At 36.4% G+C, this 12,605-nt stretch carries 14 protein-coding genes and 7 tRNA genes; 18 read left to right on the forward strand and 3 right to left on the reverse strand.

Annotation, left to right across the window (positions count from 1 at the left end; translation table 11 throughout):
- The first annotated feature begins 12 nt into the window (after positions 1–12).
- The 15 genes from ACWG0P_RS11985 (at position 13) to ACWG0P_RS12055 (ending at position 9,083) form a co-directional block, all read left to right on the forward strand.
- Positions 13–1,053, forward strand: coding sequence for a V0D/AC39 family V-type ATPase subunit (locus ACWG0P_RS11985; protein ID WP_455801911.1), 1,041 nt, complete (start codon positions 13–15; stop codon positions 1,051–1,053).
- Between the two features lie 19 nt (positions 1,054–1,072).
- The gene (locus tag ACWG0P_RS11990) at positions 1,073–2,995 is read left to right on the forward strand and encodes a V-type ATP synthase subunit I (RefSeq protein WP_455801912.1); all 1,923 of its coding nucleotides are present in this window, start codon (positions 1,073–1,075) and stop codon (positions 2,993–2,995) included.
- A gap of 11 nt (positions 2,996–3,006) precedes the next feature.
- A complete protein-coding gene (locus tag ACWG0P_RS11995) occupies positions 3,007–3,438 on the forward strand; it encodes an ATP synthase subunit C (RefSeq protein ID WP_455801913.1) in 432 nt (143 codons plus the stop codon).
- Between the two features lie 22 nt (positions 3,439–3,460).
- Positions 3,461–3,769, forward strand: a complete 309-nt coding sequence (locus ACWG0P_RS12000) for a V-type ATP synthase subunit F (RefSeq protein ID WP_455801914.1) — start codon at positions 3,461–3,463, stop codon at positions 3,767–3,769.
- 10 nt (positions 3,770–3,779) lie between these two features.
- A complete protein-coding gene (locus ACWG0P_RS12005) occupies positions 3,780–4,373 on the forward strand; it encodes a V-type ATP synthase subunit E (protein WP_455789437.1) in 594 nt (197 codons plus the stop codon).
- 47 nt (positions 4,374–4,420) lie between these two features.
- Positions 4,421–6,172, forward strand: coding sequence for a V-type ATP synthase subunit A (locus tag ACWG0P_RS12010; protein ID WP_455801915.1), 1,752 nt, complete (start codon positions 4,421–4,423; stop codon positions 6,170–6,172).
- Between the two features lie 12 nt (positions 6,173–6,184).
- Positions 6,185–7,627 (forward strand): V-type ATP synthase subunit B, encoded by a 1,443-nt coding sequence (locus ACWG0P_RS12015; RefSeq protein ID WP_455789434.1) that lies wholly within the window; start codon positions 6,185–6,187, stop codon positions 7,625–7,627.
- 2 nt (positions 7,628–7,629) lie between these two features.
- Entirely contained in the window at positions 7,630–8,265 is a 636-nt protein-coding gene (locus ACWG0P_RS12020; RefSeq protein ID WP_455801916.1) for a V-type ATP synthase subunit D, read from the forward strand.
- A 152-nt stretch (positions 8,266–8,417) separates the two neighbouring features.
- Positions 8,418–8,494 (forward strand) — tRNA-Arg (locus ACWG0P_RS12025).
- A gap of 27 nt (positions 8,495–8,521) precedes the next feature.
- Positions 8,522–8,598: transfer RNA gene (locus tag ACWG0P_RS12030), tRNA-Pro, on the forward strand.
- 24 nt (positions 8,599–8,622) lie between these two features.
- Positions 8,623–8,699, forward strand: a tRNA-Met gene (locus ACWG0P_RS12035).
- Between the two features lie 14 nt (positions 8,700–8,713).
- Positions 8,714–8,790: transfer RNA gene (locus tag ACWG0P_RS12040), tRNA-Ile, on the forward strand.
- Positions 8,791–8,805: 15 nt separating this feature from the next.
- A tRNA-Ser gene (locus tag ACWG0P_RS12045) sits at positions 8,806–8,896 on the forward strand.
- A gap of 31 nt (positions 8,897–8,927) precedes the next feature.
- A tRNA-Met gene (locus ACWG0P_RS12050) sits at positions 8,928–9,004 on the forward strand.
- Between the two features lie 3 nt (positions 9,005–9,007).
- Positions 9,008–9,083 (forward strand) — tRNA-Phe (locus tag ACWG0P_RS12055).
- A 142-nt stretch (positions 9,084–9,225) separates the two neighbouring features.
- On the opposite strand, the gene ACWG0P_RS12060 is transcribed toward ACWG0P_RS12055, so the two are convergent.
- The 3 genes from ACWG0P_RS12060 to ACWG0P_RS12070 all read right to left on the reverse strand — a co-directional run bounded on the left by ACWG0P_RS12060 (position 9,226) and on the right by ACWG0P_RS12070 (position 10,947).
- Positions 9,226–10,026: a hypothetical protein gene (locus ACWG0P_RS12060; RefSeq protein WP_455801917.1), complete on the reverse strand. Its 801-nt coding sequence runs from the start codon at positions 10,024–10,026 to the stop codon at positions 9,226–9,228.
- Positions 10,023–10,484, reverse strand: a complete 462-nt coding sequence (locus ACWG0P_RS12065) for an ImmA/IrrE family metallo-endopeptidase (protein ID WP_455801918.1) — start codon at positions 10,482–10,484, stop codon at positions 10,023–10,025. The genes ACWG0P_RS12060 and ACWG0P_RS12065 overlap by 4 nt, the downstream gene beginning before the upstream one ends.
- A gap of 67 nt (positions 10,485–10,551) precedes the next feature.
- Entirely contained in the window at positions 10,552–10,947 is a 396-nt protein-coding gene (locus ACWG0P_RS12070) for a helix-turn-helix domain-containing protein (protein ID WP_455801919.1), read from the reverse strand.
- A gap of 243 nt (positions 10,948–11,190) precedes the next feature.
- Between ACWG0P_RS12070 and ACWG0P_RS12075 the strand changes: the two genes are divergently transcribed.
- The 3 genes from ACWG0P_RS12075 to ACWG0P_RS12085 all read left to right on the forward strand — a co-directional run bounded on the left by ACWG0P_RS12075 (position 11,191) and on the right by ACWG0P_RS12085 (position 12,596).
- Positions 11,191–11,595, forward strand: coding sequence for a hypothetical protein (locus ACWG0P_RS12075; RefSeq protein WP_455801920.1), 405 nt, complete (start codon positions 11,191–11,193; stop codon positions 11,593–11,595).
- 173 nt (positions 11,596–11,768) lie between these two features.
- Complete coding sequence (locus tag ACWG0P_RS12080; protein WP_455801921.1) at positions 11,769–12,098, forward strand: hypothetical protein; 330 nt, start codon at positions 11,769–11,771, stop codon at positions 12,096–12,098.
- Between the two features lie 57 nt (positions 12,099–12,155).
- Entirely contained in the window at positions 12,156–12,596 is a 441-nt protein-coding gene (locus ACWG0P_RS12085; RefSeq protein ID WP_455801922.1) for a hypothetical protein, read from the forward strand.
- The last annotated feature ends 9 nt before the right edge of the window (positions 12,597–12,605 follow it).

The following is a 12,605-nucleotide window of genomic DNA, read 5'->3' on the forward strand; positions in this document are numbered from 1 at the left end:
GGTGATGCATACATGAGTAAAGCATCGGGTGTCATTGTTGCGAAAGCAAAAGCCATGCATGGAGGAGCTTTGCGTAAGGACCAGTATGATGAACTGCTTCGTAAACGTAGTGTTTCTGAAATCGCAGGGTATTTGAAGAATGAAACCTATTTTGCGAGTGCACTAAAAGATGTGCGTGAAAACAATATACACCGCGGTCAGTTGGAAGATATCTTACGTAGAGATATGTTCTGGAAAACTCTAAAGCTATATCGTTATGCGGATTCTTCGCAGCAGGCAATTTATCGTTTTCATTTAGAACAGATTGAGATTGAACTGCTTCTATCACGCATACGCGTTCTTATTTCGCAAAATTATGAAGACGCAATTGCAGAACTTCCACTCTTCCTTAAGGAGTACACTAGATTTTCATTGTTAGGACTGGGAAATGTTCGTAGCTATGATGAACTATTGGATGTCGTTAAGAAGACGGAATATTATGAAGCATTGTTACCATATCGTGTAGCGAAAGGGAAAGAAGATAACATCGATTATACGGCTATTGAAACACAACTTCACAAACTCTATTACACCTATGTGTTTGATACAATCGAACATAAGATGAAGGGGAAACATAAAAAGAATATGAAAGAATTCTTTGCAATTGAGCTAGATCTTTCTAATCTTACGAAAATTTATCGTTTGAAGAAGTATTTCAATGCAAGAGAAGATGTGATTCGAGAATCATTATTATTTGTAGAAGGATATAATGCATATTCTAACATGGAAGAATTGATAGCACAAAAGAGTGCGGAAGAGGTACTGAAACGTTTACAACATGGAAAGTACCATATCGAAACTTCCCTTAAAGAAGATGAATATATCGAACATTATACAAATAAAATCATGTTCTCAATAGCAAAAAATAACTTCTGTTATTCACAGTCAGCGCCATTGGTTTTCAATAGCTATGTGACACTGCTGGAACAAGAACTTGAAAACATCATCAATATTATAGAAGGTGTACGTTATCAGGTTGCGGCAGAAGATATTCAAAAAGAACTGATTTACTAGTTTAGAAAGGAGAATGTTCATGGCAATTTCAAAAATGAAATTGATTAACATCACTGGGGACAACGAATATCTTGATGATGTATTATTGCGTTTCGTTGCTTTGGATTGTTTTCATCCAGAACCTGCCAGTAAGTTTGTAGACAGTGTGCATGGTTTAACAACAATGAATGATGAAAATCCAATTACAGAAGTTTTAAGCCATTTTAGTGAAGTCGCAAATGATATGAATTTGGATGTGCCAGCCAAAGATGTTAGAAACCGTGATTATGACTTGAATGCTATAAAAGCCTATATCGATAAGATACATGATCGATATTTACAGGGGGCTGAAGTTCGTAAAGAATTAGAAACAGTCATTCAGGAAAACAAGGATGCACTTACACAAGTGCAAAATATAGAAAGTATTGATTTGAATTTAGATGATTTGTTTGAATGCAAATATATTAAAATTCGTTTTGGACGTTTACCTTTAGATAGTGTAGAAAAACTACAATACTATCGCAATCGTCCATTTGTATTTAAATCTTTTAACAGTGATGATACGTACAGCTGGTGCTTATACATCACGACTTCAAAATATGAGGGCGATGTGGATAATATCTTCTCTTCACTATACTTTGAAAGAATCCGTATTCCAGAATTCGTTCATGGAACTCCAGGCTCTGCCAAAGATAATCTACAAGAAGAAATTGATAACGACTACAAACAGCTTCAACATGTAAATGAAGTAATTGAACAATTAAAACAAGAATGCTTTGACAATTTTACAGATATCAAAGCGGAACTGGAATTTATAAACCACACCTTTGAAGCTAGAAAATATGTAGTAGGACTTGGAGAACGATTCTCTATTACTGGTTTTGTGGCTGAAGAAGATGTGATGAAATTGAAGGAAACATTCTTTGATTTGAAGGAGGTGGATATCGAAGTACGACCTGCCCATAGTGACAAGCGTCTTTCGCCTCCAACAAAAATCAAGAATGGGTGGTTTGCCAGGCCCTTCTCGATGTTTGTAGAAATGTATGGTGTTCCTGAGTACGAAGCGTTTGATCCTACTCCCTTTGTAGCATTTACGTATTCCTTATTATTTGGAATTATGTTTGGAGATTTGGGTCAAGGAGCGGTGCTCATTCTTATAGGGTATTTATTCTATAAGTGGAAACATATGAAACTTGGAGAAATTGGAATGCGAATCGGTATTATGTCTTGTATCTTTGGGACAATATTTGGTTCTGTATTTGGAAATGAAACATTATTAAATCCATTATATCAAACTGTATTTGGTATGCATGAGAAACCGATTGAAATTATGACAAGTGAGTTTATTCCAATCTTATTGATATTATCCATTTGTCTTGGTGCTTGTCTTATGTTAATCAGTATGTGTATGAATATTTATTTACAGAAAAAGAATGGGCATATTGGAGAAATGTGGTTTTCACACAATGGAGTTGCAGGATTTGTATTCTATGCATCTCTAGTGATTGGTGGAGGCGTACAAGTTGCCTTTGGAATTGCGACATTGTCCAATCCAATCTATCTAATTGTGCTTATTCTATTGCCACTTTTATTGATCTTCTTAAAAGAAGGATTGATTCATAAAATGGCACATGGAGAGATGTTCCCAAATGGATTTGGAGCATACTTTACCGAAAGTTTCTTTGAATTATTTGAAATTTGTCTTTCTTACATTACCAATTCTATTTCTTATTTGCGTGTTGGAGGCTTTGTATTGTCCCATGCAGGAATGATGATGGCAGTTACTCTGTTGATGAGTATGGCAGGCAATGCCGGTATTATAGTAGCCATCTTTGGAAATATATTTGTTATGTGTTTGGAAGGTTTGATTGTAGGAATTCAGGTATTGCGTCTTGAATTCTATGAAATGTTCTCTCGCTATTTCGAGGGAAGAGGAATTGCCTTTAGTGCAATGAAAGATTGAGGAGGAAATTTATGTTAAACGTATTTGAAATATTATTGCCAATGGTGCTTATTGTATTAATTTCATTACCATTAGTGAATGTCTTTAGAGGAAAGAAGAGCGTAAGTGTTGCGAAACGTCGTATGATTACACATGTTTGTTTCTTCTTTGCGATTGTATTAGGAACTGTATTGTTTACTGCTCAAAAAGCATATGCGGCAAGTGATGTTGGAACTGAAATTTCATTAGGTGCTGGTCTTGGTTATATCGCTGCGGCTTTAGCTACTGGCTTATCAGCTTTGGGTGCAGGTATTGCCGTTGCGGCTGCTGCTCCTGCAGCAATTGGTGCATTCTCTGAAAATGAGAAAAACTTTGGTAAGTCTATGATTTTCGTTGCCATGGGTGAAGGTGTTGCTATCTATGGTCTATTGATTTCTATTATTATCGTATTGATGAAATTATAAAAAGAAAGAAAGGAGATTTCTTATGAAATTTTTCCTGCTGAGTGATAACATTGATACAAAAATGGGGATGCGTCTTGCGGGTATTGAAGGGGTGGTCGTTCATGAACGCCACGAAGTACTAGAAGCACTCGAAAAGGCTATGCATATGGAAGATGTTGGCATTGTTTTGATTACTACAAAGTTGATTGAAACTTGTCCAGATGTTATCTCAGAATTAAAACTAAAACAGAAAAAGCCACTGATTGTAGAGATACCAGATCGTCATGGTTCTGCTAAAATAGGAGAAACCATTGACCGTTATGTATCTGAAGCAATTGGCGTGAAACTATGAGGTGTTTGCGATGCTAGATGAAAAAATAAAACTTGAAGATTATTTTAAGGATGAAATTGACCGGGTTAGCAACATCGAAATCAAACAGATAGAAAATGAAATTGAAGAAGTGCGTGAACGTTCTATTCAAGGAATGGAAAGTGAAGCACAACATGAAGCGGGTATGGAACGTGAACAACTGTTGAAAGAAATGCTAAGTGATCATGCGATTGCTTTAAGCAAACTTCATGAAGAGACCAATCGACTACTCATGGCAAAACGCCGTGAGTTAGCCGATCAAGTATTTGAAGAGGCAGTTGCGAAAGTAAAAGCATTTACGCAGAATGAAAAATACAAAGACTATCTGATCAAAAAGACAAAAGATTTGGCTGATAAAGGCTATGGAGAAGTTGTCTTCTATGTATCCAAAACGGATGAAAAATTTCTAAGTGACATTTGTAAGGCATATGGAAAATGTAGTGGGGAAGTAGATCCTACCATCACCATTGGTGGCTTACGTATGGAATGTATGGAAAAAGGCATCGTTGTGGATGAGACATTTGATACTGGTATCGATGAACAAAGCGAGTGGTTCTATACGAACTCCGGATTATTTATTAAATAACAACAAAGCATGTGGTTCTATAAGAACACATGACAAGAGGTGATAATGTGAGTGAAAATGTAATCTATTCCATTAATGGTCCGGTTGTGAAAGTCAAACATGCAGTAGACTTTTCGATGTTAGAGAAAGTGTTCGTTGGAAAACAAAGACTGATGGGGGAAGTAATTTCCATTAGTAAAGAGGCAACTACCATTCAGGTATATGAATCTACGACAGGATTGAAACCAGGAGAACCTGTAGAACCTACAGGGAAACCGATTTCTGTAACATTAGGGCCAGGAATATTAAGAAATATATTTGATGGAATTGAACGTCCATTAAAAGAAATTGCAAAACACTCTGGAGCATTTATTGCGACCGGAAGTGATGTTGCGCCTTTAGATGAAGAAGTATTATGGAATGTGAGTGTTAAAGTATCCCTTGGGGATGAAGTGATTCCAGGGCAGATCTTTGCGACACTTCCAGAAACAGATTTGATTGAACATCGTTGTATGATTCCACCAACGCTAACAGGTGTTGTAGTGGAAGTTGTAAAAGATGGAACATACAATATCAACCAATGCATTATAAAAGTAAAAGATGCCAATGAGGAAGTGCATGAATTGACGCTAACACAAAAGTGGCCAATCAAACAGGCACGTCCAGTTGCACAACGTTTACCAATTAGTGTACCTTTGATTACTGGACAGCGTATCTTCGATACACTATTTCCAATCGCAAAGGGAGGTACTGCCGCAATTCCAGGAGGATTTGGTACTGGAAAAACAATGACACAGCACCAGTTAGCGAAATGGTGTGATGCGGATATTATCGTATACGTAGGTTGTGGTGAACGTGGGAATGAGATGACACAAGTTCTTGAAGAATTTTCAGAACTGATTGACCCGAAATCTAATCGTCCTTTAACAGATCGTACGGTATTGATTGCCAATACCTCAAATATGCCAGTTGCGGCACGTGAAGCTAGTATCTATACTGGGCTTACACTTGCGGAATATTATCGTGATATGGGATATAACGTAGCTATTATGGCGGACTCTACTTCACGTTGGGCAGAAGCACTTCGTGAAATTAGTGGACGACTAGAAGAAATGCCAGCGGAAGAAGGGTTCCCAGCATATTTGCCTTCTCGTATTTCACAGTTCTATGAACGTGCGGGATATATGAAAACATTAAATGATCAAATTGGATCTGTAACGATCATTGGGGCGGTATCGCCACAGGGATCTGACTTCTCCGAACCAGTAACACAAAACACAAAACGTTTCGTACGTTGTTTTTGGGCGTTGGATAAATCTCTTGCGTATGCAAGACATTACTTCGCGATTAACTGGACAGAGAGTTATTCAGAATATGTTACGGATTTAACAAAATGGTACAACAAGAATGTCGATATGCGATTCCTTCGTAATCGTCAAGAAATTATGAGTCTTTTAGCAGAAGAAGCAAAATTAATGGAGATTGTAAAACTGATTGGTAGTGATGTACTTCCTGAAGATCAAAAATTGGTCATTGAAGTGAGTAAAGTCATTCGTGTTGGATATCTTCAACAAAATGCTTTCCATGCGGAAGATACGTATGTTCCACTTGATAAACAACTGAAGATGATGGATGTTATCTTATATCTATACAAACGTTGTAAAGAATTAGTGGCACAGGGGAAACCTTTGAGCCAAGTAAGTCAATTGGGATTGTTCGATAAAATTACTAAGATGAAATATGATGTGCCAAACGATCATGTAGAAATACTAGATACGTATTATGCAATAATTGATGAAGCCGTTAACAGGATAGAATAAGGAGGTAGACATATGAGTCTTCAATATTTAGGATTGAGTGAAATCAATGGACCTCTAGTATTTCTTGATAACGTCGAAAACGCTAGCTATGAAGAAATGGTGGAAATCAAATGCGGTGATGGGACAACTCGCTTAGGTAGAGTTGTACAGCTTGAAGGAAATAAAGCTGCCATTCAGGTGTTTGAAGGTACCAATGGTATTTCATTAAAAAATACGAAAACAAAATTCACTGGGAAACCAATGGAACTTCCTTTATCCAAAGAATTGTTAGGACGTACCTTTAATGGTAGCGGAAAACCAATCGATGGATTGGGACAAATTTATGCAGAAAAGAGTGCGGATATCAATGGGCAACCATTGAATCCTGTTTCTCGTGTATATCCAAGAAACTATATCAATACTGGGGTATCTAGTATTGATGCCTTAACTACGTTGATTCGTGGACAGAAACTTCCAATTTTCTCTGGTAGTGGGATGCCTCATAACGAATTGGCTGTACAACTTGTAAAACAAGCAAAAATCTCTGATGGAGATGGTAAGAACTTCTGTATTGTATTTGCGGCTATGGGTGTTAAAAATGACGTTGCGGATTACTTCAAGCGTTCTTTTGAAGAAGCAGGTGTTATGGAAAAGGTTGTGATGTTTGTAAATCTTTCCAATGACCCAATTATCGAACGTACATTAACACCACGTTGTGCACTTACTGCAGCAGAATATCTAGCATATGAACATGATATGCACGTATTGGTTATTTTAACCGATATTACTTCCTATTGTGAGGCTCTTCGTGAGTTCTCTAGTAGTAAGGGAGAGATTCCAGGACGTAAAGGATATCCAGGATATTTGTACTCTGACTTGGCTTCTTTGTACGAAAGAGCAGGAATTATTAAGAGTGCACAGGGTTCCGTTACACAGATTCCTATCTTAACGATGCCCAATGATGATATTACACATCCAATTCCTGACTTAACTGGATATATTACAGAAGGACAGATTGTATTGGATCGTAATTTAAATCAAATGGGGGTGTATCCTCCAGTTGGTATTCTTCCTTCCTTATCACGTTTGATGAAAGATGGAATTGGGGAAGGGTATACAAGAAAAGATCACAACGATGTATCCAACCAGTTGTTTGCGGCTTATGCGAAAGTGCAAGACGCAAGAAGTTTAGCTTCTGTTATTGGGGAAGATGAATTAAGTGATATCGATAAGAAATACATGTCTTTTGGATCTTTATTTGAACAACATTACCTAAATCAAGGTATGGATGTGAATAGAAGTATTGAAGAGACATTGGATTTAGGATGGAACTTATTATCCGTACTACCAAAGGGTGAGTTGGACCGTGTGGATGATGAAGTGTTGAATATTTACTATGATCATGAAAAAGCAGTTGAACGCTTTCAATTAAAAACAGGACCAATTATCAAAGAATTATCCCTAGAAGGTAAATAAGTATGGCTAACAAACAAGTGTTTCCTACAAAGGGGAATTTAATTGCGACAAAGAAGTCCAATGATTTAGCCCGTATGGGATATGAGTTGATGGATCGTAAACGCAACATCTTAACACGCGAAATGATGAGCTTATTAGATGATGTTAAATTACTTCGTGATGAAATAACACATACTTATGAAAGAGCGTATTATGCCTTACAACAGGCAAATATGTCCTTAGGAGTAGTAAGTGATTTAGTTGAGGCTGTTCCTATTGATACAGGGGTTCATATTAGCTATCGTAGTGTTATGGGAGTAGAAATACCAAAACTTCATTATGATAAACCAGAACTAAAACTAACGTATGGTTTAGAACATGCAAATTCAAAGCTTGACTATGCGTATCGTTGTTTTTACAAGGTAAAGGAAATGACAATTATTTTGGCTGAAGTAGAGAATAGTGTGTATCGTTTGGCAAATGCTATACGAAAAGCACAGAAACGTGCAAATGCCTTAAAGAATATCGTAATTCCTGATTTTGAACACAACATTAAGTTTATTACCGATGCATTAGAAGAAAAGGAGAGAGAAGAATTCTCACGTCAGAAGGTTATTAAGACAAATAAAGACCGACAGACAGCACAGGAACGCATGTAGCGTTCCTGTCTCTCTGGCTCTTTTTAGGGCAGAAATAAAGCAAAAACAAGAAGATTAAAGTTATTTAAAAAAAATAGAAAAAAAGGCTTGCATAAGATACAATTATTTGGTATTATATTAAGGCACTGATGAAACGTGCAACGCATGTAAATGCGCCCATAGCTCAACTGGATAGAGCGTTTGACTACGGATCAAAAGGTTGCGGGTTCGATTCCTACTGGGCGCGCCATATTATAGTTTCATGGAAATAATAAATCGGGATGTAGCACAGCTTGGTAGTGCACTTGATTTGGGATCAAGGGGTCGCAGGTTCAAATCCTGTCATCCCGACCATTATTATTTAAAAAATTTACATTCGGCTGGGTAGCTTAGTTGGCTAGAGCATCCGGTTCATACCCGGAAGGTCGCGAGTTCGAGTCTCGCCCCCGCCACCAATTTTGCGCAAGTTGGACCCTTAGCTCAGTTGGTTAGAGCATCCGGCTCATAACCGGTGGGTCGTAGGTTCGAGTCCTACAGGGTCCACCATTTATGAATCAATATGGAGGAATACCCAAGTGGTTGAAGGGTCCGGTCTTGAAAACCGGTAGGTCGGGAAACTGGCGCCTGGGTTCGAATCCCAGTTCCTCCGCCATTCTTTAAAAAAAATCGAATTTCTCAAACATCGCGGGGTAGAGCAGTCTGGTAGCTCGTCGGGCTCATAACCCGGAGGTCGTTGGTTCAAATCCTTCCCCCGCAACCAAATGGTTCCATAGCTCAGTTGGTAGAGCAAAGGACTGAAAATCCTTGTGTCCCTGGTTCAATTCCTGGTGGAACCACCATTTACAAAACAACCTGTCAAATGACAGGTTTTTTTCTGTCCTTTGCGTATAATGCGGGGAAAGGATGAGAATCCAAGGATGCTCTACAAGCGTGGCGGAGGAATATAAAAGCATTACTCCATGAAGAAGTAATGCCTCTATGTTATTTTACTGTAACATTGAATTCAAAATCAGTGAAGTCTAAATCGTAATTATCACTAGAACCACTTGCGATAACTTTGAAATCAGTTTGTTCCATTACTGGGTAAACTAAGACTCCTTCTTCTGTAACTCCAGAGCGAATATCGGATTGTATTTCTGGATAATCCGCTTTGAAATTAAGTTCATGTTCATATTGTTTTGTACCTTGGATAGCGTTTGTGTTGAAGGAATAGAAATTAAATTGAGCACCAGAATTATTTACAATTTTCATATAAACTCTTGTCTCATTCTTTGCAAACTCAACTTTGCTAATACTGATAGTAACATCGTTTTGAGTAGAGGATACATTTTCTAAAGCGACCTCTTTTAATGTTGGTGCTATAACTGATTTATAATCTCCTTTTTTTACAGAAACTGCTTGAATTGCAGGTGCAGTTACTGCTGATCCAAATGCATTTTCACCTTCAAATTCTCCTAGAATTTTACCTTCTAGTATAACATAATCTTTATCTGATAATTTAGGGTCTTCTTTTAAATAAACGACAGTATTGTTTTTATAATTTTCAGTGTCTTGCCACATTTGGAAAGCAAAGCCATCTTCACTTTCTTCTACTCCACCAAGCATTAGCCCAGTTAGCTTGATATATTTTCCTTTATAATCTTCAGGTGCTGAATATACTTTTTTAATATCTGCTTCTGCAACATATTCTTTCTTGGCAGATTCTTCTTTATCACTACCACCGCAACCAACGACTCCTAGCAACATAGTTGCACACAAACACGCTGTTAATAACTTTTTCATTTTTCCCTCCATGCTTTTCGCATTTTAATGTTTTGAAGATCATCTTCATGATGAATTAATACGTATTGATATAAAGAATCCATAAATATCGTGATGTCCTTTGGCGGTACTCCTTTAGCCAGTAAAGAACTTCTACTATTTTCATTAAGTAGATTACCTTGTAGAAGATAAATGCAAGCAAACATATTTGCCTCAAGTTCAGCTCTTCCATACCCATAGGCACTACCAACAATATCTTTATGCATCAGATAATGACCAAGCTCATGTAATATATAATATTCTTCTTGTTCAAGTCCGTTCCTAATCAGGATTAAAGCATGCATCTGAAACATAAATAACTTACTAGGTTCTTTCATATCTTGATACAACAAATCAATATTCTCGTCTTTTAAAAACTGATACACATCACCCCTATTTTCCATTTGTCGATAGACATTCAATACTTTATCTAATGTCATAAGAACCTCCAATATGTATATATTTATTATATCTCATATTGTGACATGATAGATGTAATAATAAAATTTATTTATCTTTCAATTTTTGATGCACAACAAATGCCATATAGTCTGCAATTTGCTGTGCAGTCTCTAACAATTCCTCATCACTCATTCGATCGATGCTATAACCTCCATAATTCATCATGACAGGATTCTTCAATATGAATAAGGCTGCATCTTGTGCATTATCAAATGTATAAGAGGGATTTTCCGATGATTTACTTTTTGAAAACATGTGAATATCAACATTAAAGTAATCAGCTATATCAGGTAAAGCAGAGAGTTTTGGCATACGTTCACCTGAACGCCATCTTCCGACTGTGGCTTTATCTACGCCTAAACCTCTAGCAATATCTGCATTCGTTTTACCTGATGAATCACAAAGTTCATTGAAGAGTTTTCCAAAATTAACATCACTCATGTACACCCTCCTTATTTACTATTATTTTAGCATGCATGTTGCAGGAATGCAACGTAATATACATATATTGTATATTTGGCAACTTTATGATTGACAAAAGAATTACTCGACCGTAAGATGAGTATGGGGAGATGATTGCTGGTAAAACTATCATCTTATATAATTTTGTCTTCCTTAAGCATATGTAGTTTATGCTTTTTGCGTTGACAAAATTGCAACTTAGAGATATATGGAGGAAAATGTATGCTAAGAAAAAAAGAAGCTGTTGAACAATTCAAAAGAGATTTAAAATCACTGAATTATTACAAATTGAAACGTAGTGAGGTATCTGATAAGTTATTGGAATTAGATCGAAGTATGCACGAAGCAAAGTCTAATCGATATAATTTTGAACTGGGAAAAGGAAAGTTTAATTACATTGAATTGATGGAGAAAGAGGATGGATTAAAGAGAGAACTGTTTTTGTATGAACAACTTATAGTACATATTGGGAATCGACTTGAGTGTATCGAAAGTGATAATGATCGGAGGCTATTGCTAGATATTTATGTACATAAACAATCTTATGCAAAAATGTCAATGAAGATGTTTATGAGCGAACGCAATTTAAAATACCATGTTGATACTATCATTCGTAAGATTGTTTGAGATTGCACTCAGTACATTGAAAAATAAGATAAACTGATAGTGTAGAAGTTAGGGGAAATACCTCCGTACTTCTCATGAAAGTACTTTTCAAAAAAATCGATGTAATTATCCTCTTTGTCAGAAGATATAAACTGTCATCTAGGTATAGAAATAATATACAGAAAGGATATCCCATGTTTGCATTTTTAAAAGAAATTTACCAAAATAGAGTTTTAACACTTACTCAATTAGAAGAGGAAGTAATACATTATAACAAACGTGTATCAAAATCAGAAAAATTGAATGTTGTGAATTTAAGTGAAGGTGGCTATGTCTCAATACAAAAATACTTAGCACTTAATAACAAGTTGAAGACAACAAAAGATGAACTTCAATATAAGGATCAAACATGTATGGAGATGCATATGCGAATATCCATATTAGAACAACGTTTAAAAGCGTATGAACTAATGATGAGTTTTAACCCAGAGGAATATAAAAAATATTCAAAATCCCATGTATAAACATGAACAGAACCATCATAATCGTATATGCAATATTCTTTCATCGGAGGACTGAACATGAGCAATGAAAAAGAAGGAACAGAAGAACGAACTATGCTTGAAACTATAAAGGATTATCTAAATCAAAATGTTTTCATTGATAACCCAGCCAAATTGGAACGATTTCAAGATAGTCTACCATCTGTATGTATTCGAGGTGTAAAAGAGATACATAAGAAACATCAAAATATTTTAGGAGAATATACTGGAGAAATGTTGTTTGGTGTTGCTATTCGCATCGACGCAAATGAGGATGCATCATCTGCGTATCGTTTAGTAGAAGACATCAATTTATTCCTTGAGCAATCAAGTGTCTATCCCATATTCCCTAATAACACAGTTTATCAAAATATGATGATGCATGAACACCCCGTATTAGAAAAAGTTAATCAGGATGGCAGTGAAGACTATATCGCAATCTTCACTGTTGATTTTAAAAAAATGTCAAAAGTACATTAGGAGGAAAAC

The organism is Amedibacillus sp. YH-ame6, from assembly GCF_053848845.1.